The 23,363-nt window shown below is 61.3% G+C and carries 23 protein-coding genes; 1 reads left to right on the top strand and 22 read right to left on the bottom strand.

Translation table 11 applies throughout. From position 1 onward, the window contains the following. Positions 1-8: 8 nt before the first annotated feature. The 9 genes from ccoS to EOA85_RS01130 all read right to left on the bottom strand — a co-directional run bounded on the left by ccoS (position 9) and on the right by EOA85_RS01130 (position 9,286). Positions 9-164, bottom strand: a complete 156-nt coding sequence (ccoS, locus tag EOA85_RS01090) for a cbb3-type cytochrome oxidase assembly protein CcoS (protein ID WP_084831491.1) — start codon at positions 162-164, stop codon at positions 9-11. Beyond that, entirely contained in the window at positions 161-2,449 is a 2,289-nt protein-coding gene (locus EOA85_RS01095) for a cation-translocating P-type ATPase (protein WP_127208034.1), read from the bottom strand. The genes ccoS and EOA85_RS01095 overlap by 4 nt, the downstream gene beginning before the upstream one ends. Then, a complete protein-coding gene (locus tag EOA85_RS01100; RefSeq protein ID WP_029354964.1) occupies positions 2,446-2,943 on the bottom strand; it encodes a FixH family protein in 498 nt (165 codons plus the stop codon). The genes EOA85_RS01095 and EOA85_RS01100 overlap by 4 nt, the downstream gene beginning before the upstream one ends. Then, entirely contained in the window at positions 2,940-4,499 is a 1,560-nt protein-coding gene (ccoG, locus tag EOA85_RS01105; protein ID WP_127208035.1) for a cytochrome c oxidase accessory protein CcoG, read from the bottom strand. Before ccoG ends, EOA85_RS01100 begins: the two co-directional genes overlap by 4 nt. 166 nt (positions 4,500-4,665) lie before the next feature. After that, positions 4,666-5,529, bottom strand: a complete 864-nt coding sequence (ccoP, locus tag EOA85_RS01110) for a cytochrome-c oxidase, cbb3-type subunit III (RefSeq protein ID WP_127208036.1) — start codon at positions 5,527-5,529, stop codon at positions 4,666-4,668. 2 nt (positions 5,530-5,531) lie between these two features. Next, positions 5,532-5,681, bottom strand: a complete 150-nt coding sequence (locus EOA85_RS01115) for a cbb3-type cytochrome c oxidase subunit 3 (protein WP_024502864.1) — start codon at positions 5,679-5,681, stop codon at positions 5,532-5,534. A gap of 11 nt (positions 5,682-5,692) precedes the next feature. After that, complete coding sequence (ccoO, locus tag EOA85_RS01120; RefSeq protein ID WP_091595781.1) at positions 5,693-6,424, bottom strand: cytochrome-c oxidase, cbb3-type subunit II; 732 nt, start codon at positions 6,422-6,424, stop codon at positions 5,693-5,695. Beyond that, entirely contained in the window at positions 6,424-8,043 is a 1,620-nt protein-coding gene (gene ccoN / locus EOA85_RS01125) for a cytochrome-c oxidase, cbb3-type subunit I (protein ID WP_091595783.1), read from the bottom strand. Before ccoN ends, ccoO begins: the two co-directional genes overlap by 1 nt. Before the next feature lie 499 nt (positions 8,044-8,542). Next, positions 8,543-9,286 carry a Crp/Fnr family transcriptional regulator gene (locus tag EOA85_RS01130; RefSeq protein WP_126105062.1) on the bottom strand — a complete coding sequence of 248 codons (744 nt, stop codon included), beginning with the start codon at positions 9,284-9,286 and terminating at the stop codon, positions 8,543-8,545. A gap of 151 nt (positions 9,287-9,437) precedes the next feature. Between EOA85_RS01130 and hemN the strand changes: the two genes are divergently transcribed. Continuing rightward, the gene (hemN, locus tag EOA85_RS01135) at positions 9,438-10,787 is read left to right on the top strand and encodes an oxygen-independent coproporphyrinogen III oxidase (RefSeq protein WP_091595897.1); all 1,350 of its coding nucleotides are present in this window, start codon (positions 9,438-9,440) and stop codon (positions 10,785-10,787) included. Between the two features lie 236 nt (positions 10,788-11,023). On the opposite strand, the gene EOA85_RS01140 is transcribed toward hemN, so the two are convergent. From EOA85_RS01140 to EOA85_RS38005, 13 genes are all read right to left on the bottom strand, one after another. After that, positions 11,024-11,266 (bottom strand): DUF2274 domain-containing protein, encoded by a 243-nt coding sequence (locus EOA85_RS01140; protein ID WP_029354949.1) that lies wholly within the window; start codon positions 11,264-11,266, stop codon positions 11,024-11,026. A 12-nt stretch (positions 11,267-11,278) separates the two neighbouring features. Beyond that, a complete protein-coding gene (locus EOA85_RS01145) occupies positions 11,279-12,493 on the bottom strand; it encodes a TrbI/VirB10 family protein (protein ID WP_029354947.1) in 1,215 nt (404 codons plus the stop codon). A gap of 11 nt (positions 12,494-12,504) precedes the next feature. Next, positions 12,505-13,518, bottom strand: coding sequence for a P-type conjugative transfer protein TrbG (gene trbG / locus EOA85_RS01150; RefSeq protein WP_164746653.1), 1,014 nt, complete (start codon positions 13,516-13,518; stop codon positions 12,505-12,507). Position 13,519: 1 nt separating this feature from the next. Further along, complete coding sequence (trbF, locus tag EOA85_RS01155; protein WP_029354943.1) at positions 13,520-14,251, bottom strand: conjugal transfer protein TrbF; 732 nt, start codon at positions 14,249-14,251, stop codon at positions 13,520-13,522. Next, a complete protein-coding gene (gene trbL / locus EOA85_RS01160) occupies positions 14,252-15,574 on the bottom strand; it encodes a P-type conjugative transfer protein TrbL (protein WP_091595791.1) in 1,323 nt (440 codons plus the stop codon). A 33-nt stretch (positions 15,575-15,607) separates the two neighbouring features. Further along, positions 15,608-16,333: a P-type conjugative transfer protein TrbJ gene (trbJ, locus tag EOA85_RS01165; protein ID WP_091595793.1), complete on the bottom strand. Its 726-nt coding sequence runs from the start codon at positions 16,331-16,333 to the stop codon at positions 15,608-15,610. Then, the gene (gene trbE / locus EOA85_RS01170) at positions 16,330-18,780 is read right to left on the bottom strand and encodes a conjugal transfer protein TrbE (protein WP_029354937.1); all 2,451 of its coding nucleotides are present in this window, start codon (positions 18,778-18,780) and stop codon (positions 16,330-16,332) included. The genes trbJ and trbE overlap by 4 nt, the downstream gene beginning before the upstream one ends. Then, complete coding sequence (locus tag EOA85_RS01175; protein WP_024502852.1) at positions 18,774-19,046, bottom strand: VirB3 family type IV secretion system protein; 273 nt, start codon at positions 19,044-19,046, stop codon at positions 18,774-18,776. The genes trbE and EOA85_RS01175 overlap by 7 nt, the downstream gene beginning before the upstream one ends. Next, positions 19,046-19,354, bottom strand: coding sequence for a TrbC/VirB2 family protein (locus tag EOA85_RS01180; RefSeq protein ID WP_024502851.1), 309 nt, complete (start codon positions 19,352-19,354; stop codon positions 19,046-19,048). The genes EOA85_RS01175 and EOA85_RS01180 overlap by 1 nt, the downstream gene beginning before the upstream one ends. Positions 19,355-19,366: 12 nt before the next feature. Then, positions 19,367-20,335 (bottom strand): P-type conjugative transfer ATPase TrbB, encoded by a 969-nt coding sequence (gene trbB, locus EOA85_RS01185; protein WP_091595797.1) that lies wholly within the window; start codon positions 20,333-20,335, stop codon positions 19,367-19,369. After that, positions 20,332-20,745, bottom strand: coding sequence for a CopG family transcriptional regulator (locus tag EOA85_RS01190; RefSeq protein WP_127208037.1), 414 nt, complete (start codon positions 20,743-20,745; stop codon positions 20,332-20,334). Before EOA85_RS01190 ends, trbB begins: the two co-directional genes overlap by 4 nt. A gap of 116 nt (positions 20,746-20,861) precedes the next feature. Beyond that, a complete protein-coding gene (locus EOA85_RS01195; RefSeq protein ID WP_024502848.1) occupies positions 20,862-22,886 on the bottom strand; it encodes a conjugal transfer protein TraG in 2,025 nt (674 codons plus the stop codon). A 219-nt stretch (positions 22,887-23,105) separates the two neighbouring features. Further along, the coding region (locus EOA85_RS38005; protein ID WP_206523217.1) for a hypothetical protein at positions 23,106-23,363 on the bottom strand (258 nt) is incomplete at its 5' end.

Below are 23,363 nucleotides of genomic sequence, written 5' to 3' on the forward strand. Positions count from 1 at the left end.
GATTGAAATCAGCGTCCCGGTTTGTCGTCCCGATCAATTAGTATCCGCTCGGCGGCTCCGTCGAGATCTTCGTATTGACCGCTTCGCAATGCCCAGACGAAGCCGGACAGGCCCAGTGCACCCAGAAAAAGGGCCACTGGTATGAGATAGAGCAAGGTCGTCACGAGGATTGTGCCGAATAGCCGACTGCGGAGCGTCTGACTGTTTGAATAACTTGCACCGTCGCATTCGCCATGAAGCCGTGCAAGCGCAATGCGTTTCCAATAACAAGCAGCGATGAGGCAGACATGGCAATCGCCGCTATCAAAGGCGTGACGTGCCCGAGGATGGCGATTGGTACTGCCACCGCATTGTAGACGATTGCGATTGCGATGTTCTGCCGGATCAGGTTTCCTGCCTTGCGCGAGACGCCCAGGGCGAGCGGCACCGCCAGGAGGCTTTCGCGCAGGAAGACGAAGTCTGCCGCGTTGCGGCCAATGTCGACGGCGGTGGCCGGTGCGATCGAGACATGCGCCGCGCTCAGGGCCGGCGTATCGTTGAGGCCGTCGCCAACCATCAGAACCTTGTGCCCAACTTTCGCGAGGGTTTCGATGCGTTCGAGCTTGCCCGATGGCAGCAGGCACGGAACGAAGTCGTCGATATCCAGCAGCTTTGCCACTTCGGCGCAGGCTGCGGCGGTATCGCCCGACAGCATTTGCATCGACACCCCGGCATCGTTCAATCGCTTGATCGCCGCCGCCGCGTCGGCGCGCAGCGCATTCTCGAAATCGAAGGTCGCGACAATGAACCCGTCTTTTGTCAGGGCCGTTCCACCATAGCCATGTTTGCCTTCACCTCCGGTCCGGGCCTTCCATCCAGCCCATCCGCGTCGACCCAGCCGCCAGGTGCTTCCGGCGACAGTGGCTTCGATCCCGAACCCCGGATGCTCTGTGACGGCATCGAATTTGTGTTGCCCGCCAGGAGCGGCAAAGCCGGTCATGGCCTTTGAAAACGGGTGACGCGAATGCGCGGCCATGTCGGCGGCGATTGCCAGCATGCCCGGATCAATCGAGTCCGCATTGACCAGCCGGGGCTGGCCGAGCGTGAGCGTGCCGGTCTTGTCGAACACGGCAGTATCGATCGCCGCGAGGCGCTCCATGGCCGAACCGTCCTTGACCATGATACCGCTCTCGAAAAGCCGCCGCGCCGCGACCACTTGGACGATCGGCACGGCGAGGCCGAGCGCGCAGGGGCATGTGATGATGAGAACAGCGATGGCGATCGTCATCGCCCGGTGCCAGTCGCCGGTCGCCGCCATCCAGCCCAGGAATGTCACGAAGGCGGTGAGATGAACCAGGGGCGCGTAGAGTGCCGACACGCGATCAGCGATGCGGCGATAGTGCGCGCGACCGCCCTCGGCGGATTCCATCAGCCGAACCATCTCCGCCAGGAACGAATCCTTTGCGGCGGCTGTCGCCTGGATCGTCAGCGGGCCGGTAAGATTGAGCACGCCGGCCTGTACTGCTTCGCCCGGCGCCACGTTTTTCGGCGTGCTTTCGCCTGAGGCCAGCGAGCAGTCGAGATCCGACGTTCCCTGGATGATCTTGCCGTCGACGGGGATCCTCTCACCGGCCGCGATCAACAACCGCATGCCTGGTTCGATCTCGCCGACCGGCAGATAGTCGCGCGCGCCGTCGCCGCGCATCACCATGGCGCCACGCGCGGCCATCTGAGACAGGCCCTTCACGGCAGTCCGGGCACGCTCCCGCATCACATGATCCAGCGTGCGCCCGATCAAAAGGAAGAACAGCAGCGATACCGACGCGTCGAAATAGGCGTGGTCGCCATGATTGATCGTCTCATAGAGGCTCATGGCATAGGCGAGCGAAACACCGACCGCGATGGGCACGTCCATATTCATGCGACCATGGCGCAAAGCATTCCAGGCCGAACGGAAGAAGATTCCGCCGGCGAAGGCGAGGGCAGGAATGGCGATCAGCGCCGAGACCCAGTGAAACAGGTCGCGGGTAGCACCTTCGGCGCCGGACCAGACAGAGACCGAAAGCAGCATGATGTTCCCCGCCGCAAAGCCGGCAACAGCGACAGCGCGGATCAGTTCGGCAAGCGTCTTGTCCTTGTCATCGACCTCGGGTGTGAACAGATGCGCCTCGTAGCCCAGCCTGCCAAGCGCGGCGACGAAGGGTGGCACCTCGTCTCCTCGCCACCGGACCGCGACCCGCTTCGTCGACAGGTTGACGCGCGCGCTTTCGACGTGATCGAGCTTTCCAAGTGCCGCCTCGATCGTCTGGATACAGGCGGCGCAATGAACCGTCGGCACTGAAAGATCGGTCTGCCGAAGATCATCGCCAAGCGATCGGCTCGCCAACCTGATCTCCTGGCTGGATGGCAGGACCGACGTGGCGCCGTTCAGATCCAGCGCCATTTCAGCGCCCGGTGCACAACAGCTCATTGCAGCGCTCCATGAGAAATCATAATCCTGCGGACGTCGCGATAGGGTCGTGTCAGGCCGGCATCGGTGTCGACTTCGACGATCCAGACGCCGTCCTTCGGCATATGCTGGGCGGCGAACTCCTGGCCGGAGGCGAGGGCGAGCGTGACGGACTTGTCCTCTTTCTCGTAGGCGGGATGACGAAACAGCACCTTGACGCTGTGCAGAGGAACCGGCTTGCCTGCAGCGTCGGAGAGGCTGTAGCGGACTTCGCCCCATGCGATGGTGAGCTTGCCGGTCCAACCGAGCGCTGCTTGAGCGCGGCCGGCCTCGGCCTCCTTGTTGAATTGCTGGCTGGCCACATAGGTGTTCTCGACGACGAGGCCGGTCCAACTCGTATTGGCGAGCGTGGCCATGGTCAGGTTGACCGCGATGACCACCCCGAAGAAGGTGAGAATGATGGCCAGCATGTGCCTGCCGGTGAATTCGCGAGGCTTTTGGGCATTGGCGGTCATTTGGCGGCCTCTGGCGCGTTGAATGTGGCGGCGTACTCGTTCGACTCGAAGTTCGCCTTATCCTCGACACGGAACTTGAAGGTCTGTGCCGGGGCGTGGATCTGGTCCGCCGGTTGGCGAACGAAGACCTTCAACGTTTTCAGGCGGTCGGGTTCGACCGGGATGGCGAAAGACCGGCCGGCCGGGATGTCGTCGCCGTCGACGACCATGTCGGCACCCTCCAGACCCTGCATGGTGACGACGATTGTCCTTAGCTCAGGGATCATGTTGAGCAGCTTGACGCTATAGCCATTGCGGATGGAGCCATCGGATAGTGTGACGAATTGCGGATTGCGGTCATGCAGCACGTTCAGTTCTAGCCGATCGCGCGTCAGCAGCGAATAGAGCAGGCCCAGCCCGATCAGCGACCACAAGCCCATGTAGACGTAGGTGCGCGGCCGGAAGATCTTGCGAATGTGAAAATGCGCCACCTGATCGGAGAAGGTGCCGACAGCAGTCCTGACCAGCGACGGATTGATTGAACTGGAGCCGCCTGCGGTCGCCAGCATCATGTTGGCGTTGTAGTCGGAGAGCGTCGCGTAGGAGATCAGCCCACGCTCCTTGCCGAGCTTGTCCATGACGCCGTCGCAGGCGTCGATACACAGCGCGCAGGTAATGCATTCGAGCTGCTGGCCGTCGCGAATGTCGATTCCCATTGGGCAGACCGCGACGCAGGCATTGCAGTCGACGCAGTCGCCGACGGACTGCCCCGAGGCTTGCACCTTCTTGGCGTGGCGCGATCGCGGCTCGCCGCGCCAGTCATTGTAGGTGACGGTGAGCGAATTCTCATCGAGCATGGCTGCCTGGATGCGCGGCCATGGGCACATATAGGTGCAGACCTGTTCGCGCATCAGGCCGCCGAAGGTGTAGGTCGTCGCCGTCAGCACGGCGATGGTGATGTAGGCGACAGGTGCGGCGGTACCGGTGAAAAGCTCGCCCACAAGTGTTGGTGCATCAGCGAAATAGAAAATCCAGGCGCCACCGGTCGCCGCCCCTATGACAAGCCAGATGGCGTGTTTCGAGACCCGCAGCATCAGCTTGCGGGCGGTCCAGGGGCCGGCATCGAGTTTCATGCGGGCGTTGCGGTCCCCCTCAATCGCACGCTCGACGACAAGGAACAGATCGACCCACACGGTCTGCGGACATGCATAGCCGCACCAGGCACGGCCGACAGCAGAGGTAATCAGGAAAAGTCCAACACCGGCCATGACCAGGAGGCCGGCCACATAGAAGAATTCCTGCGGCCAGATCTCGATGAAGAAAAAGTAGAAGCGCCGATTGGTGAGATCGAGCAGCACGGCCTGGTCCGGGGCAAATGGGCCACGATCCCAATGCAGCCACGCAGTCAGGTAATAGATGCCAAGTGTGATCGTCATCACCAGCCATTTGAAGCGGCGAAAGTTGCCCGAGGCGCGCTTCGGAAAGATCTTTTGACGCGCGGCATAAAGGGGCTTGCGGGTTTTGGCGGCATTGACAGTTTCTGTTTCGAGCCGTGTCAACTGCGTCTTGTCACGCACGTGCAACTCCACTTTCCCAGCCAATGTCAGGGGCACCTGTCGAAAAGCCTCGCGGTAGGACAGCCTTGCCGGGTTGTGCAGATCGCATTAGGAATGGTGTCGAGGCCCGGCTCGCGCCGGGCCTCGTCCGCTTGGCAGGGGTGACCGAAGAATAGGGCTTCCATTCCTATTCTCCGCCGCCAAGCGAATGGACATAAACTGCAAGTTCCTTGACCTTGATCTCGCCGAGACGGCCAACCCAGGCCGGCATGACGCCCTGCTTTGGCGCACGAACCTGGGCGGCGATGGCCGTCTCGCCGGACCCGTAAAGCCAGATCGCGTCAGTCAGGTCGGGGGCGCCGAATTCCCTGTTGCCTTTTGCATTGTCGCCGTGACAAGCGACGCAGTTCTCGGCAAAGACCTTGGCGCCGGGTTGGATCAGACTTGCATCGCGGACCTTGCCGGAAAGGCTGGCCACGTAGGCGCTGACTTGTGCGATCTGGTCGGCGGTGATGATGTCGCCGAAGGCCGGCATTTCTGACAGTCGCGTGTCCGGATCGGAAGCAAAGCGGAGGCCGTGCGTGATCGTCTGCTTGATCTGGTCGGGGCTGCCGCCCCAGAGCCAGTCATCGTCATTCAGGTTGGGAAAGCCCTTCGATCCCTGAGCGCCGGAGCCGTGGCATTGCGTACAGTTGACCTTGAACGCGGCAGCCCCGGCAGCGACCGCGAATTCGCGCAAGGCATCATCGGTCAAGATCTCCGAGACGCTCTTTGCCTGGATGGCTGCAACATACTTGCCCTTGGCGGCCTCGGCCGCGGCAAGGTCGTTCTTGACGTCCTTACGGCTTGAATAGCCGAGCATGCCCTTGGTTGCCGAGGTCAGCATCGGCCATGCCGGGTATGCGGTCGTATAGACGAGCGCCCACGCTATGGTGACGTAGAAGGTAATCACCCACCATCGCGGCAGAGGATTGTTGAGCTCCCTGATGCCGTCCCATTCATGGCCGGTGGTTGAGACGTCGGAGACCTCATCGATGTGCTCGTCGCTCATGATCACTCGTCCTCGAGCGGAATGCGGGCAGCTTCGTCGGCCAGCCTTCGGCTGCCGGGGCGTAGGGCAAAGGCGATGCACCCGACGAAGAACAGCGCCATCGCAACCAGGCCCCAGCTGTCGGCAAACGCCCGCATCAAATTGTAGGTCATCAGCGTTCTCCTCAGCGGTAGCCGGCGGCTTCGTCGTAATTTTTGAAGTCGACCAGTGTGCCAAGCATCTGCAGGTAGGCGAGCAGGGCATCCATTTCGGTGACCTGTTGCGGGTTGCCGTCGAAGTCGCCGATCTTGACTTTGGGGTAACGCGCCTCAAGGCCTGATGTGTCGGCATTGGGATCGGCCTGCGCCGCCAGATCCGCATTGGCGTGCGCGATCATGTCATCGGTGTAAGGGACGGCTACACGCCTGTTGGCGACCAGATGCGTCGAGAAATCCTTCACGTCGATCGGCGTGTCTTTCAGGAACCCATAGCTCGGCATGATCGATTCCGGCACCACCGAGCGCGGGTCGGTAAGATGCGCGACATGCCATGCATTCGAGTAGCGGTCGCCAACTCTGGCGAGATCCGGCCCGGTGCGCTTCGATCCCCACTGGAAGGGGTGATCGTACATGGACTCGGCAGCCAGGCTGTAGTGGCCATAGCGCTCAACTTCGTCGCGGAACGGCCTGATCATCTGGCTATGGCAGAGAAAGCAGCCCTCGCGCATATAGATGTTGCGCCCGACAAGTTCGAGCGGCGAATAGGGGCGCATGCCTTCCACCTTCTCGATCGTATTGTCGAGATAGAAGAGAGGCGCTATCTCGACGATACCGCCGACCGTCACCACGAGCAGCGAGCCAACGAGAAGAAGCGTGGCGTTCTTCTCGATGATTGCGTGTTTGTCCATCAAGCCCATTACCTGGCTCCTGATCGCGCAGGTCGGATGGCGACGGGGCTCGGCATCGGCTCCTCCTCGCGCTGGTGGCCGAGGATGGTCATGGTGATGTTCCAGGCCATGATCAGGGCGCCGGAGAGGTACATGGCCCCACCGATGGCGCGCATGACGTAGTATGGGTGCATGGCAGCGACGGTTTCGGCGAAGGAATAGACCAGGAAGCCCTGCTGGTCGTATTCACGCCACATCAGGCCCTGCATGATGCCTGACACCCACATGACCGAGGCGTAGACGACGATCCCGAGTGTCGCCAGCCAGAAGTGCCAGGTGACGAGCCGCAGCGAGTAGAGCCGGTGACGGTTCCAGAGCTTCGGCACCATGTAGTAGATTGCGCCGAACGAGATCATGCCAACCCAGCCGAGCGCGCCCGAATGGACGTGGCCGATGGTCCAGTCGGTATAATGCGACAGCGAATTGACCGCCCTGATCGCCATGATCGGGCCTTCGAAGGTCGACATGCCATAGAAGGCGACGGCCATCACCATCATGCGGATGATCGGATCGGTGCGCAGCTTGTCCCAGGCGCCGGACAGCGTCATCAGGCCGTTGATCATGCCGCCCCAGGACGGCATCCACAGCATGATCGAGAACGCCATGCCGAGCGTCTGCGCCCAATCTGGCAAGGCGGTGTAGTGCAGGTGATGCGGGCCAGCCCAGATGTAGAGAAAGATGATCGCCCAGAAATGGACGATCGACAGCCGGTACGAATAGACTGGCCGGTTCGCCTGCTTGGGCACGAAATAATACATCATGCCAAGGAAGCCGGCGGTGAGAAAGAAGCCGACCGCGTTGTGGCCGTACCACCATTGGGTCAGCGCGTCCTGGACCCCGGAAAAGGCGGAGTAGCTCTTGGAGCCCAGGAACGAGACTGGCATCGACAGGTTGTTGACCACATGCAGCATCGCGATGGTCACGATGAACGACAGGTAGAACCAGTTGGCGACGTAGATATGCGGTTCCTTGCGCTTCAGGATCGTGCCAAGGAACAGAATGAGGTAGGCGACCCAGACGATGGTCAGCCAGACATCCACATACCATTCGGGTTCGGCGTACTCGCGGCCCTCGGTGATGCCGAGCAGATAGCCGGTCGCGGCCATGACGATGAACAGCTGGTAGCCCCAGAAGACGAACCAGGCGAGATCACCGCCGAAGAGGCGGGCGCGGCAGGTGCGCTGCACGACATACAGAGACGTGCAAAGCAGCGCGTTGCCACCGAAGGCGAAGACGACACCGGATGTATGCAGCGGCCGCAAACGGCCGAAATTGAACCAGGGCTGGATGTTGAGATCGGGATAGGCGAGCTGAAGCGCGATCACCACGCCGACCAGCATCCCGACGACACCCCAGAACACGGTGGCGATCGCGCCGTAGCGGATCGGACCATCCATGTAAGCGGATGGGTCAATCGGAGCTGCTGGCTTGAACTCCGTGTTGCGCAACAGGATCGCAGTGAAACCAGCCACTGCGAAGAACAACACCCACATATGTCGGCGGAAAGGTTCATCCACGCCGAAGCCGGCGGCCACCAGGGCCGCAAAAGCGAACACGCTTAGAAGGACGATCTCGGTGCCGAATTTCATTGCAGATCCCGATCTCGAATCTGGTGGATGCCAAATCCGCAGCGCACTAATTGCGCAGCCGCCGCCCCCTCGCCCTGATCTATGTCAGGCCGCACGATTTTGTGTCGGCGGCGCAATCAGCAGGTGGCGAATGAACGAGGAACGCAGCGCGGGCTCACCCCCTCATGGAAGGCGTTCCCTGGGTTGGGCGGGCGCAGACGCGATCGATTGAGGCGAAAGCTGAGGCTCTGCGACGCGTTGGATGCTATTGCCGATGCCCTGCCAAACGTTGTTCGGATCCCATTGGAAACGAACGCGATCGTTCGGCCGAGCCGTGGCAGCTTAAGGACCGTGCTTCGCCGGTATGTGCCGAAACACACCTGGCGATTGGTCATCGTCCCTATCAAAGCCCGAAAGCTGTCTGTCTCGACCGTGACGCCGCTTCTTCGAAGGCGCGGCGACATCGCATTAGAAGGCAAGCACGGCCCGCCCCGGAGCCATGCGACATGGGCCTCGCCGCTTAGGGCCGCTCGCGTCCGCCGCCACAGCGCTTCTCCAGACGGCTTATGCTGTCCACCGTCACATGGCGTGCGTTCTCAATCCGAATCACCCCGTCAGCCCGCAATCGCGTCAGTTGGCGGCTCACGGTTTCGTTGGTAATTCCAAGGAAATCAGAGATTTCGGCACGCGTCAGCGGCAGATCGAAGGACGCTGACCTGGAAGCCGCGTCGAGACTGGAATCGATATTCCGGGCCATCATGAGGAGAAAACTCGCCACCTTTTCCGGAGCTGTCTTGCGCCCCAGCGTCACCATCCACTCGCGCGCCTCATCGAGTTCATTCAGCGTCTGTTTGAGCAGGCGATGCTCGAATTCCCGTGACGCCTTCATCATCCGTTCGACGGCCGCTCGCGGAAACGAGCACAGCGTGACTGCTGTTGCCGCTTCCGCATTGATCGAGCTTTCCACCTTGAAAGGACGTCCCAGAAAATCCGGTGCAAACTGGAGACCGACGATCTGCTGGCGCCCATCCGACAGGCTCTTTGATAGCTTTACCACGCCTGAAAGCACGTTCGAGTAGCTGTCGACGTTCTGTGCCTCGCCGGTCAACTCCATTCCTGACTCGATCCGGCGACGCGAGCAAGTCTTGGCGAGCCCAACCAAATTGTCTGGATCGAGCGCACCGCAGACACCGCGACGCCGTGCCTCGCAAGGGAGGCAAAGAACAGGAATGCCGGAAGTATGAATGTCTTGCCGAAAGGTCATGCGTTCGCTTTACCCGATCCTAACTGCCGGCAGGATACCCATCCAGGGTAGAGAAGTCCTGCGGCGGTTTGTCCATGCGCGCGGCTGATCGAGATCAGGGTCTGCTTCAGCGATGCGTGCAGTGTTCGGCGGGCAACACGGTGAACGCGAGATGCAATCGGAAATAGCTGTCAAACTCAGCGAGAACGTCCCACGCTACACAAGCTATCCGACGGCGCCGCATTTCCATTCCGGGGTCGATGCTGCCATTTACCGTGGCTGGTTGGAGGCGCTGGAAAGTGGCGACGAAATCTCGCTGTATTTGCACATTCCTTACTGCGACAAGCTCTGCTGGTTCTGCGCCTGCCACACCAAGCAGACGCACCAATATGAACCGGTGGCCGCTTATCTGCGCTCGCTGAATGCCGAAATCGTCACGATTGCCGGTCTGGTGAGCGGCAAGGCACATGTCCGTGCAATCCACTTCGGTGGCGGTTCGCCAACGATGCTGAGGCCCGATGACATGGTTGCTCTTGGAGCGGCCTTGCGGGACAGCTTCGACCTTCTCCCGGATGCTACGGTCAGCATCGAAATCGGAACCAACGACATGGACAAGGCGCGCCTTGATGCGCTTGCTCAAATCGGCGTAACGCGGGCGAGCCTCGGCGTGCAGGATTTCGATCCGCAAGTGCAAAAAGCAATTAATCGTGAGCAAAGTTTTTTGCAGACCAAGGCAGTCGTCGACGGGGTTCGTTCGCGGGGCGTTGAATCGGTCAATCTGGACCTGCTCTACGGGCTCCCGAATCAGACACGCGAGACGATCTGTTCCACGGTGGCGCAGGCACTGACCTTGGAACCAGACCGGATGGCTCTGTTCGGCTACGCACATGTGCCCTGGTTCAAGAAGCATCAGACGATGATCGACGAGGCATGGCTGCCGAGTCCCACCGAGCGTTTCGCCCAATCTCAACTCGCGGCGCGGGCAATTGTCGCTAAGGGATATGAGGCAATAGGACTCGATCATTTCGCGAAGCCCGACGATGCGCTGGCCATAGCGGCCCGCGCAGGGGTTTTGCATCGCAATTTTCAGGGCTACACCGAGGATCGCTGCCCGACACTGATCGGACTTGGCCCTTCGTCCATCGGTCGTTTTCGCCAAGGCTACGTGCAGAACATGGCTTCGACTGCCGGGTACGGGCGCATGGTTGCGGATGGCGGGTTGGCTGCCGTCCGGGGCGTTGCCCTTTCCGACGACGATCGCGTCCGTGGCTGGATAATCGAGCGGCTGATGTGTGATTTTGCCTTCTCGGCAGTCGATCTGGTGGAGCGGTTCGGCAAAGCCGGCGAGAAGCTCCTTCATCGCTCGAGGTCCATCGCCCTCCACGATCCTGCCCGAGCGCTTGAATTCGATGGCGACAGTTTCGTCGTACGGGCTGAAAGTCGCCCCTTCGTTCGAACCATCGCGGCCAAGTTCGATACATATTTCAAAGGGGGAACGGCGAGGCACTCGGTGGCGGTCTGAGCAAAGCACAGTGCGCTCGCCGTTTGGTCGATCGCGAACCAGCTGCGTTTCATTTTGACCGCTCATAGGCGACTACCGCATCCAATCGAAAATGCAAACTTAGGCTGTTGCGCGGTATTTCCTTCCACATCCTCTCTTACGCATACCTGCATTCCAAGGTGTTTGATCCTATGCTTCGCGAAGAGCAGGTAGGCCGCGACAGCTAGGCAATGTTCCAGCTGCCTCTAGCGGAGGAGTCACGATTTTTCGGCAAGCTCCGTCGGCAGACCTTCTTTTCGGGCCTTGGCAAAGGCTCGGTCGCCTTCCAGAAACGCCGCCAGCATGAAAGGGATGAGTTCTGCCACGGTTTCAGACTGACGATAGGTCTGACGGTAAAGTGCAGCATACTCCTTGAGTGTTTGGCCCAGCTCCGCGCTGACGGTAATGGTGATCTTCGAAGCTGTTCGGTCTGGAAGCTTTCCAAGTTTCAGGTCAGCCATGGTAACTCCTGCTCAACTCGCGTATGGCCGCAGCACGATGTCCTTGTGCACGATGACGCGCAGTGGCCAACCTGGGCGGACGATGATGGTGGGCTGGATATTGAGGTTTTTTTCGGTGATGCGCTGGCCGGCTCGACTGGCGTTCTGCTGGGCTGATTCCCGGATCGCCTTGACCAGATCGCTCTCGTTTTCGCCGAGGCTGAATTCCGTGCCGACACCGAGCAATGTGGCAAGCGCCACCCCCTTGATCAGCTGCCAGGTGTGGAAATCGACTTTGTCTTCCAGCCCTGCGTAGCCGGCGGTGTCGCTCGCGGGCAGATTGTCGATTTCGACCGACGAGCCGTCGGGCAGCAGAATGCGCTGCCAGACCAGCAGCGCTCGCTTTTGCCCGAACGCGACGACGCTGTCGTAGACGCCGATAAGACGTGAGCCCTGCGGAATCAGCAATATGTTGCCCGTGACCGTGTCGTGCACATTCTCGGTGACTTGCGCGACGACAAGGCCCGGCAAATCGGAATTGATGCCGGTGATCAGGCTGGCGGCAATCACGCTGCCAGCCATCAGTTGATACGGCGAGATCGGCGTCTGCAGCGCATGCGGATTGTAGATCCCGCCAGTGCTCCGCTGGCTGAGGAAATCAAGCTTTCGCTGCTGATTGTTCTGGTCGCCTTCCGCCGGCGCCACCGAGGCTGACGCGCGTGCTGCTTCGGATTGGGGAAGTGCCTCAAATGGATGCTGAGCAGTTTGCACGCTCTCACCGACATCTGTCTGTTGAGCTCGATTTTCGACGCGGAAAAGCACCTGCGATTCACGCGCTTCGATCGCCTGCTGCGCTAGACGCTGCTCCTCGGCCGAGATGTCTTGGCCCGGCACGATGCCGAGCTGGCGCTGCCGCTCGAGGATGGGGCGACCGAGGTCGCCCGGCAAAGGTGGCCCAAGGACGGGAGGCTTCGGCTTCATGCCGGAATAGTCATGGGGAAGCGTATCGAGTCCCTCGACGGTTGGTTTGCGCTCAGTGCTGTAGAGATCTTCCGCCTGATCCCTGATGCGAAGGGCCGGCCCCTGGAGCGCCATCATGGCAACGCCGAACACAGCGCCGGATCCGAGCGCTGCGATCGCGATGATCACACCGCGCCTGAACCGCACCACGCGGCGGGGAGAGGCCCGAAGCTGCAGTTCCTCGGGATCCAGTTTCGGCGGGATGCCAGAGCGGGAATTTTCGATCATGAGCCCTCACCTCACCGGCTGGAACGCGAAAAGAGCGAGATCCGCCGTAGCGGTTGCCTGTCGTCAATCCTGCTGATGCGGATCACCTGCTGCTGCTTGGTGCCGAGGCGAAGTTCGGCCGCGGCGAAGAGCCGATCGACGATGTAATAGTTGCCGCGCACGCGATAGTTGACGAGCTCGCTGCTCCCATCTGCGCCGACGATGAAGAGTGGTGGCGCCTCGCCCTGATCTATGCGACGAGGGAACTCAATATAGACCTTGCTGCCGTCGTCGAAGGCTCGCGTCGGTCTCCAGGGCGGTGTGTCGCCACTGATCGAGTAGCGAAAGCGAAGGTTTTCGAGCGCGATATTCGACGCGACCGGTGTAACTGCCTCGGCTTGAGCATTGCGCTGGCGAAGCGCGATGATCTGGTCTTGGCTGTAGGTCCAGGAGATTGCCGCCATTGCTGTCTTCTCGGTGCTTTGAAGCTGCAAATGATAGGTCCGCCGGTCCGTCGTAATGACGACATTGGTGGCAAGACCCGGCGCGAAGGGTTTCACCAGAACATGGGTGCGCTGATTGTCACCGGTGCCGCTTGCGGTATCGCCTATGACCCAGCGCACGGTGTCGCCAGCCGACACGGCGGTTAGTTTCTCGCCCGGCTGCAGAGCGATGTCGGTCACGCGCTCCGGCGCGGCATAGAGCTGATAAAGCGCGCCATCGGTGAAGGGGTAGACTTGCACGGCATTAACATACCCGTACTTGGTGGGTTGCTGGGTCGCGGCTTTGTTGGCATCAGCGACGCGTTCTTCAGGGGGGCGCTTGTCCTCGGCCTTGCCGGACTCGGGCTGCAATTGGCCAGGCAGCGGCAGTGGTTTTGGCACCTCGACAATTCTAATCGGCCTCTCCGGCGCCTTCTCGATCGCGGCCGGTTTGAAGTCAGCAGCGTCATAGGAAATCTCAGGCGGCGGCACCTTCTTCGATGCACAAGCGGAAACGACCGCTGCCGACACCGATAGGATCAGCACGGCACGAATCGGTGACATTTTATCTTTCATTGGTGGACTCCGTCGGAGAAAGGGGGGGTGGGACGGCGCTGTCGAGCTCGCGTGACCAGTCAATGGCGTTGATGAAGACGCCGAGCGGATTCTTGCGCAGCTGATCCGTATTGCTTGGCGAGCGGATCACGATCGTGAGGATCGCAGTCCAGCGCATCGTGCTGGCAAGGCTTCCGCGCTCAAACACCTGCTCGGTCCATTTGACCTGGAATGAACTTTCGGAGGCCCTGACCACGCTGGTGACCTGTACCGAGACACTGCGCGTTCCGATCTGACCGAAGGGGTCGTTCGCCTTGGCGTATTCGTTGAGGAAGAGCGCTGCGCGATCGCTAGCAAAGTCGTAAGCTGCCAACCAGTTCTGCCGTACCAAAACCGGATCGGTGGAAACGGAACGGACATTCTGGATGAAGCGGCCGAGATGCCAGGCGATCTGAGCATCCGAGGGCTCATAATTCCGGATTGCCGGCGCGACGGCGCGCGTCTCGCCGAAGCCATCGACCTCGACGACGTAAGGCACGACACGGCTTTGCATCGACTGCCATACGAGTCCGCCGGAAAGTCCGGTCGCCAAGGCCAGGCACCCAAGGGCCATGAGCCGCCAGTTCCTGGCCTGCAGTCGAGATGAGCCGATGCGCTCGTCCCACAGCTGGGCGGCTTTTTGATACGGCGTGACCGGTTCGGGTGTTTTGCCGTAACGGTGCACGGGTCGCTTGAAGAGCATCTAGTCATCCTTGTCGTTGAGAGAGGGGTTGGCGCTGCCTCCCGGCCGGTCTCCGTCTCGGACAGCTTGCATGGCAGCGTGGCGATGTGCACGGGCGGTCTGTTCAGAACGTAGGCGCCTTGCCCACGTCGGCGCCGAAACAGTGGCCGAACCGGCAGAGCGTTCGGTCATTGACGCGGTCGGCGTGCCGCCGGTCGCGGTCCACGCGGCATCGCGCCCGGCATCGGCGTTGCGCCCAACACTTGCAGTGGCGGATCGCGCTACGCGTATAGCAGCGCCGCCAGCGGCACTGGTTACACCATGCATTCCAGCAGCCACACCGGAGAGGCCAACGTCGGGCGAGGTTGCGCGCCCGATCTGCCAGGACGTGGAAGCAGCCGATCCCATTGTTGTGCCGGCGCGGATGGCGGCGAGACCGCCGCTGGTTGCCATACGCGCGCCAGAAAATGCCGTGCCTCCAGCAACGAGTGATACACCCGCTGCCGCCGCGGTCGTGCCGAGGGCGGCGCCCGCGCCAAGCTGCGGTGCGCCTGAGACAAGACCCGACGCGATCCCCGGCCCAAAAATGCCAAGGCCAAGCAGTGCCAGTGCGCCCAGTACCTGGGACATGGCAGCGGCCAGATCCGGCTCCTTGCCTTGCAATGCGGAAGCGAACTCCCCGAAGAGCGTGGAGCCGATGCCGACAATGACGGCGAGCACCATCACCTTGATGCCTGACGAGATAACATGGCCGAGCACGCGTTCGGCCAGGAACGCTGAACGGTTCCAAAGTGCGAATGGAACCAAAACAAAACCTGCCAGCGTGGTGAGCTTGAACTCAAGGATGGTGATGAAAAGCTGGATGGAAAGGATGAAGAAGGCGATGATGACCAGGAACCAGGCCATCAGCAGCACGAAGATGGTCAGTGCGTTGCCGAAGATTTCCGGGAAGCCCAGGAGCTGACTGGCTTGGTCAAGCATTGGCCAAGCACCTTCGAAACCGGTCGCGGCAATGCGGCCCGGGCGCAGGAGATTGTCTGCCGACAGATTGCCGGCCGACGCATTAATCCCGAGACCGGCAAAAGAACGATAAATGATATCGGCGAGGTTCTTGAAATTGTTCAGGATGAAGGCGAAGACGCCAACATAGAGCACCTTGCGGACAAGCCGGCCGAGAACGCTGGTCTCCTCGCCGAGCGCCCACGCCAGGCCGGCAAGTGTGATGTCAATGCCGATCAGAATGGTAGTGAGGAAGGCGACGTCGCCCGAGAGCAGACCGAACCCGCTGTCGATGTAGCGGATGAAGGTCTCCATGAAGCGATCGATGACGCCAAGGTCGTTCATGCCGCTGCCTTCCTCGTCGTGATGAACTCGTGATTAATTGCCGGGATAAGCCGAGCCGGTACCCAAGAATCGCTTCGTCATCTCGCGGGCGGCTTCCTCTGACTGGGCCTTGCGGGCGGCATCCTCGGCCTCAGCTCGAAACTGCGTTGCGAGCAGCGTCTGGATCTGCATCTGCTGCTTTGTCGAAAGCGCTATCAGCTGGTTGGTGGCCTGGCTTGCCTGAAGCGCACCGGCCGCCCCTTGGCTGCGGTTGACGAGATCGGCGAGCAGATCGCCGTCGGCGCGGACGTTCTCGACGATTTGCGACTGGACCCCCATGGTCTGGCGGAACGCCTGCATGGCGCTTTGCCAACGCTCGCGCGCAGCACTCGCCACATCGCTGACCTTGATCGTGGCGTCGTAGCTTTCCGGATATTGGCTGCGCCACTGGTCTTGAAGCTTGCCCAGATCAAAGCTGAGGCCACTCGCCTGGTCCATCAAGCCGTCGATGCGATGGAGCGAACCGGTGAGTTGGCCAACGGAAGAGAAATCCAGACGCTGAAGATTGCGCGCCATGTTCTGCAGCATGGTCGCCTGATTCTGCAGCGACTGGATCTGGTTGTTGATCTGCTCCAGGGCGCGCGCGGCCGTCAGCACGTTCTGCGCATAATTGGACGGATCGAACACGATAAGGGCGTAGGCGGGCTGCACATAGTCGGCCATAGGCTTGGCGATCAGGGAAACGGTGATCAGGCCGGAGAGAAGGCGTCGCCGCATCATGCTAATTGCTCCTTGTCTGGTTGAGGGAATTGCTTGAGAAGTTCGCCGGCCCAATCGAGGCCGCGCGCGATCAGGAACTGCGAGGCAAAGCTGCCTTGCCCGTCTTCGGACAGGATCCTGTCGATCAGAGTCTGCGTGGCCGGATCGGAAGCACCGCAAAGCGCAAGAGCGATGGGGCCAAGCCCGAGCTCGAACAGACGGTTGCCGCGGCGCGATTGCAGATAATACTGACGCTTCGGCGTGGCGCGGGCGATCAATTCGATCTGCCGCTCGCTTAAACCGAAGCGTTCGTAGGCTGTGCGCGCCTGGGGTTCCACGGCACGATCATTGGGAAGGAAAATGCGCTGCGGGCAGCTTTCGATGATTGCCGGCGCTATGGCAGAGCCCGCGATATCAGCCAGCGACTGCGTAGCGAAGACAACCGACACGTTCTTCTTTCGCAGCACCTTCAGCCATTCGCGGATGCGGGCGGCGAACAGCGGATTGTCGAGATAGACCCACGCCTCGTCGAGCATGATCAGCGTGGGCCGTCCGTCGAACCGTTCCTCAAGTCGCTGGAACAGATAGGTAAGCACCGGCAGCAAAGCGCCTTGGCTGTGCATCAGCTCCTCGGTCTCGAAACACTGCACATCCGACAAGGCCAGCCCATCATGATCGGCATCGAGCAGGCGGCCGAAGGGACCGTCGAGCGTGTAGGGCATCAATGCGGACTTCAGCGCATTGGATTGAAGCAGGACCGAAAGGCCGGTCAGTGTGCGTTCCTGCGCCGGCGCGGTGGCAAGGCTGGCCAGCGCTGACCAGATAGCCTCCTTCACCTCCGGCGTGACGGTGACGTTCTCGTGGGCAATAAGGCTGGCGATCCATTCGGCCGCCCAGCTTCGGCTAGCCTGGTCGTTGATGCTGCGCAGTGGCTGAAAGGCAAGGGAACCGTCCGCTCCTAGCGCGTGGTGTTCTCCACCCATGGCAAGTGTTGCAGCACGGGCCGAATTGCCTTTGTCGAAGACATAAACCTGGGCGCCGGCATAGCGCCTGAACTGCAGAGCAATCAGAGCAAGCAGAACCGACTTGCCGGCGCCGGTCGGACCAACAGCCAGCATGTGGCCGACATCTTCGACGTGGGTGGAAAGCCGAAACGGTGTCGACCCGCTGGTCTCGGCAACGAGAAGCGGTGGCGCTTCGGTTTGGGTGACTTTCGCGAGATACTCGTTTGTCGCAGGACCGGCCCAAACCGACGACAGCGGCATGAGATGGGCAAGGTTCAAAGTATGAACGAGCGGTTGGCGAACGTTAGCGTAGACATGGCCAGGCAATGAGCCGAGCCAAGCCTCGACCGCATTGACGCCTTCTCGGATCGTGGTGAAACCGATCCCATTGATGATGCGCTCGACCGCGCGAAGCTTCTCTGCAGCGGCTTGGCGATCCTCGCCCCACACCGTCACGGTCGTGGTGAGATAGCCGAAGCTCACATGATCGCCGCCCAATGCCTGAAGGGCTTCGTCGGCATCGAGCGCCTTGTTGTCGGCATCGCTGTCGACAAGCGGGACCGGCTCGTTGGTAATGACCTCGCGTAGGATTGCCACGATCGATTTGCGCTTGGCAAACCACTGCCGGCGCAACCGCGTCAGCGTCTTCGTGGCTTCCGTTTTCTCGAGCGGAATGAAGCGCGTCATCCAGCGATAGGCGAAATCCTGATGATTGAGGGCATCGAGAATCCCGGGCCGGGTGAGGTTCGGAAAGCCGAGGATGGTCAGTGTGCGAAGATGCTGCTCACCCAGCATCGGCTCCAGGCCACCGGCAAGCGGCGCATCGACCAGGATGGCATCCAGATATATCGGCGTTTCCGGGACCATGATAGGATGGCGGCGAGGCGAAATCGTGCCGTGGAGATAGGTCAACGTCTGAGCATCATCGAGGACGCGTACTTCGGGCATGAAACCCGAGAAGAGATCGAGCACGCGGTTGGTCTCGTCACGGAACCTCGCCAGATCCTGGCGCCAGTCTCTTTCTCCTTGGGAATAATGAGAGTCGACGAGCGCGCTTTCCGCGCGCGCCTGGGCGTCGGGCGGTGGCATAAACACTAAGGTCACATGATAGCGGCTCTCGTAGTGCGCTACCTTCCCCTCGAAAGCAGCGCGGCGTTCTTCGTCGACCAGCCACGACGCGGCGTCAGGGAAATGCGAGTTCGGATAGCCCAGCGCTTCTATGCGCTCGGCCTCAAAGAACAATGCCCAGCCAGAGCCAAGGCGTCTGAGAGCATTGTTCGCCCGGCCGCAAATGCCGACGAGTTCAGCCTCCGTCGCACTTTCGAGATCCGGGCCGCGGAACCGCAACGTCCGCTGAAAGCTGCCGTCCTTGTTGAGCACGATGCCGGGCGCCACCAAGGCAGCCCAGGGTAGATGGTCGGCAAGCCGGTCGGCTTTGCTTCGATATTCCGAAAGGTTCAGCATGCAAGCCACCCCTTCAGACGAAGGTGGCGCACAAGCACGCTGGCGAAGTCCGGATCGCGTCTTGCGGCAAAGACCGCTAACGAGTGGCCCGCGATCCAAAGCACCAGACCAGCAATCCATTGCTGCAAGCCGAAGCCAATGGCCGCGGCCACTGTACCGTTGAGGATCGCCACCGCGCGCGGAGCCCCGCCGAGCAGGATCGGCTCGGTCAGCGCCCGGTGGACCGGTACTGCGAAGCCCTCGATATGCTGCTCCCCGGCGGCCATCAGACGAGCGCCCCACCACCGAAGGAGAAGAAGGAGAGGAAGAAGCTCGATGCCGCGAAGGCGATCGACAGACCGAAGACGATCTGAATCAGGCGCCGAAAACCACCGGCGGTGTCGCCGAAGGCAAGCGTCAGGCCGGTGGTGATAATGATGATCACCGCAACGATCTTGGCGACCGGTCCCTGCACCGACTCCAGGATCTGCTGCAGCGGCTGCTCCCACGGCATGCCGGAGCCGGCGGCATAAACGGGGGCCGTGATAAGAAACGCGAGCGCTGTGGACGAAAGAAAGCGAAGCTTCTTGCGCATGAGGAAGGCCTTTCAAAGCTGCTGGAGTTGCGAAAGCGTGAGCGGGGCAACGGCGTAATCGCCGCTGCCGTCGAGACCGGTGACCTCGGCGATTGCGTCGATGTGGCGCGACGAGCCGCGGCCGGCGATGAAGACGAGCAGGTCGACGGCATCGGCGATGAGGCGGCGGGGAACGGTGACGACTGCTTCCTGTGCGAGCTGCTCGATACGGTAGAGTGCGGAGCGCGCCGAATTGGCGTGAACCGTGGCGATGCCGCCGGGGTGCCCGGTGTTCCATGCCTTCAGCATGTCGAGTGCTTCCGCACCTCTTACTTCGCCGACGATGATGCGGTCGGGCCTGAGCCGCAGCGTTGAGCGCACGAGATCGGCAAGGGTGACCGAGCCCCGCCTCGTTCTCAGGGCCACGCAGTCCCTGGCCGCGCACTGCAGTTCGCGCGTGTCCTCGATGAGGATCACCCGCTCGTCGCATTCTGCGACCTCCGCCAGCAGCGCATTGGCAAGGGTTGTCTTGCCCGAAGACGTGCCGCCGGCGACCAGGATGTTGCGCCGCTCGCGGACTGCCCTCTTGAGCACATCGACCTGCAGCGGCAGCATGATCCGGTCCGCGACATAGTCGGCCAGCGTGTAGAGCTTTGCCGCTGGTTTACGGATGGCAAAGCATGGCGCGAGCACGACCGGCGGCAGCAGACCCTCGAAGCGCTCGCCCGACGGCAGTTCGGCACTGACAATCGGATTGTCCGCGTGCGCCTCGACCCGCACATGGGAGGCGACCAGGCGGATGATGCGTTCCGCCTCGGACGGGTGCAGATGCACGCCCGTATTGACTCGGCCCTCGCCCAGCCGGTCGAGCCGCAGCGCACCGTCGGGATTGACCATCACCTCGATGACGGACGGATCGGCAAGGGCTTCGGTGATTGCCGGACCCAGGGCGGTGCGCAGCATGACACGCCGCCGGTGGTCGGCCTCGGGATGAGAGCTCATCCTTCCCCTCCCCCACCATTGTCTTTGCTAAGCGACTTTTTGCCGGAAGCGAGCTGGCGGCCGACCTTCTCAACGAATTTCTCGAAACGCTCTTGGGCAATAGCCTGCGTTGCCCGATCCGGGACCGGCGTGTGGGCATGAAGGGTGATCGAAAAGCGGATGAAGAGCGCCAGGCTCTCCAGGATCACCTCGGAATCGCGCCTGACGTGGGCAAGATCGCGGGAGAGCCGGTCAAGCCTTACGCCGTAGCGCCGATCGAACTCGCTCTCGCCACGCCGCTCGATGAACGCCTCGATCGCCTTCGCCACGATCGCTGATTTGGTCGTTGACGGATCGCGACTGAGGTTGTCCAGTTTCTCGCTGAGCTCCGGCTCAAGCAGAAACTGATGGCGAATGCGGTGCGGCTTCATGCGGCTCGTTCCGACGGCCCGGCGTTGCGCCGGCGACGGGAGAAGCATCGGCCAGACGCTCAAAATTGCTTATGGCCGTTATCTACGCTGAGGTGCGCTCTGCAACTCAGCGGACTTCAGAAGCCGGGAATGACATCGTCGCCCCTGCCCTCGTTGATACCGTAGGCGCGGGCCGCAGTGGAAATCCGATCCATGACACGCTTGTCCGCGAGCGCTTCGCTGTCATCGTCTGCGGGCTTGTACAGATCGGCCTGATCGGGCTCTTGAGAGACAACAACGTCTTCTTCGGGCAGGCTTGGATGGCGTTGCTGCTGAACGCCTCCCTCGTCTTCAACTGGCGCGTCGGCGCTTTCCTCGTCCGCAGCAAGTCGGCTATCGACGCTGCACACTTGTCCAGTCCAGCCGTCCGGGCGTGATGCAGGGCAGTCCGCATAGGGCCCGTCGTGCAGCACCGGCGCAGGCAGCACCCGATCTGTGAAATTCTGATCCTGATAATAGCGCAGCTTCTTGGCGCGGATCGGCGGCAACCCAGAAACCAGGACCAATTCGTCTGACGGCGGCAATTGCATCACCTCGCCTGGCGTCAGGAGCGGGCGCGCGGTTTCCTGGCGGCTCACCATGACATGTGAAAGCCAGGGCGCAAGCCGATGGCCCGCATAGTTGCGCATCGACCTAAGTTCGGTTGCGGTGCCGAGGGCATCCGAGATGCGCTTGGCCGTGCGTTCGTCATTGGAGGAAAAGGCAATTCGCACGTGGCAATTGTCGAGAATAGCATTGTTCTCGCCATAGGCCTTTGAAACCTGGTTCAAAGATTGTGCGATCAGATAGGAGCGAATGCCATAACCTGCCATGAAGGCGAGCGCCGTTTCGAAGAAGTCGAGGCGACCGAGCGCCGGAAACTCGTCCAGCATCATGAGCAGCTGATGCTTACGGCTCTTCTTCGGGTCCCCCTCCAGACGCTCCGTCAACCGCCTGCCGATCTGGTTCAAGATCAGTCGCACCAAAGGCTTGGTGCGCGAGATATCCGAAGGCGGCACGACCAGATAGAGCGACAGCGGTCGCTCTCCATCCACTAGGTCAGCGATGCGCCAGTCGCAGGACGAAGTGGCCGCCGCGACCGTTGGATCACGATAAAGCCCGAGAAAGGACATGGCGGTCGAGAGGACGCCTGAGCGCTCGTTTTCCGACTTGTTCAGGAGTTCGCGAGCCGCCGAGGCCACTACGGGATGGACCTGAGGGTTATGCCCCGTCCCGAGATGGTTTGTCGTCATCATCCGCCGTAGCGTTGCGGCAAACGAGCGTTGCGGGTCCGACAGGAAGGTGGCGACGCGGGCCAGCGTCTTGTCCTCTTCAGCGTAGAGCACGTGCAAAATGGCGCCAACTAGGAGTGAATGGCTGGTCTTCTCCCAGTGGTTCCGTCGCTCCAGCGCGCCCTCGGGATCGACGAGGATGTCGGCGATGTTTTGAACGTCCCGGATCTCATCTGGGCCTTTGCGCACCTCCAGCAGCGGGTTGTAGCGTGCCGATCTCGGGTCGGTCGGATTGAACAGAAGGCAGTACGAGAATTTCGACCGCCAGCCGGAGGTCAACTGCCAATTTTCGCCTTTTATATCATGAATGATGGCAGACCCGGTCCAGGAAAGTAGCGTTGGAACAACCAGCCCCACGCCCTTGCCCGAACGCGTCGGCGCAAATGCCATGACGTGCTCCGGGCCGTCATGGCGCAGATAGCGATCGTTCAGCCTACCGAGGAAAACGCCCGCCGGCCGTAACAACCCTGCCGTCTCGACCTCATGAGTCGTGGCCCACCGTGAAGACCCATAGGTCGTAACCGACCCGCGCTGTCGCGCGCGCAAAAGCGAGCCAGCGATTGCGGCGGCACAGCCCAGGAATCCGCTGGCGCCTGCAAGCGTACCGGCTTTGTCGAAGACCTCCGGCGCATAAGCATCGAAGTGGAACCACCATTCAAACAGCTTCCACGGCTTGTAGATTGGCCAGCCGGCGAAGAGAAACCATGGTGCGCCGAGAGGCGTCTGGTAGGTCAGCATTTGAGCGCACCATTGGGTTGCCGTCCATACGCCGATAATGACAATTGCGCACACAACGGCGATCTGCCCGATCAGTAGCTTCGTAGGTGTCATCGGCTTGGCCCGCTGAACAACGCGACCTAGCATCGCGCGGCGCAGCCGGGACAGGAATGTTCCTCACATACGATTTGGGAGCAATGAACGACTTCCTACGTATGCAGGTCGGTCAGCACGCGTGTTGCGCCTTCACGCGACACCATCCGCCACTCCATCCTTTCCATTCACCCTGAGGCCCGGCGCCGCCGACAGTTGCGTGACCGCTCCTCCGCAAAGTTATCTTCTGCGTTCAGGGAGCCACGGCGCCTGGGCTGGCTGATGAACACCGTCCGCTCGCGCATGTGGGGTCGAATTGATTTGTGCCCAAGTGGAGGCAGGCTCGTCTTCCAACAGTTGCCGCAGTTCCCCTGGCTCGAACGCCATCATCGGTGGGGAAGCGGGTTCATCCTCCAACAGTTGCCGCAGTTCCCCTGGCTCGAACGCCATCATCGGTGGGGAAGCGGGTTCATCCTCCAACAGCTGCCGCAGTTCCCC

The organism is Mesorhizobium sp. M5C.F.Ca.IN.020.29.1.1 (assembly GCF_003997375.1).
In the GTDB taxonomy this organism is placed as follows: Bacteria; Pseudomonadota; Alphaproteobacteria; order Rhizobiales; family Rhizobiaceae; genus Mesorhizobium; species Mesorhizobium wenxiniae.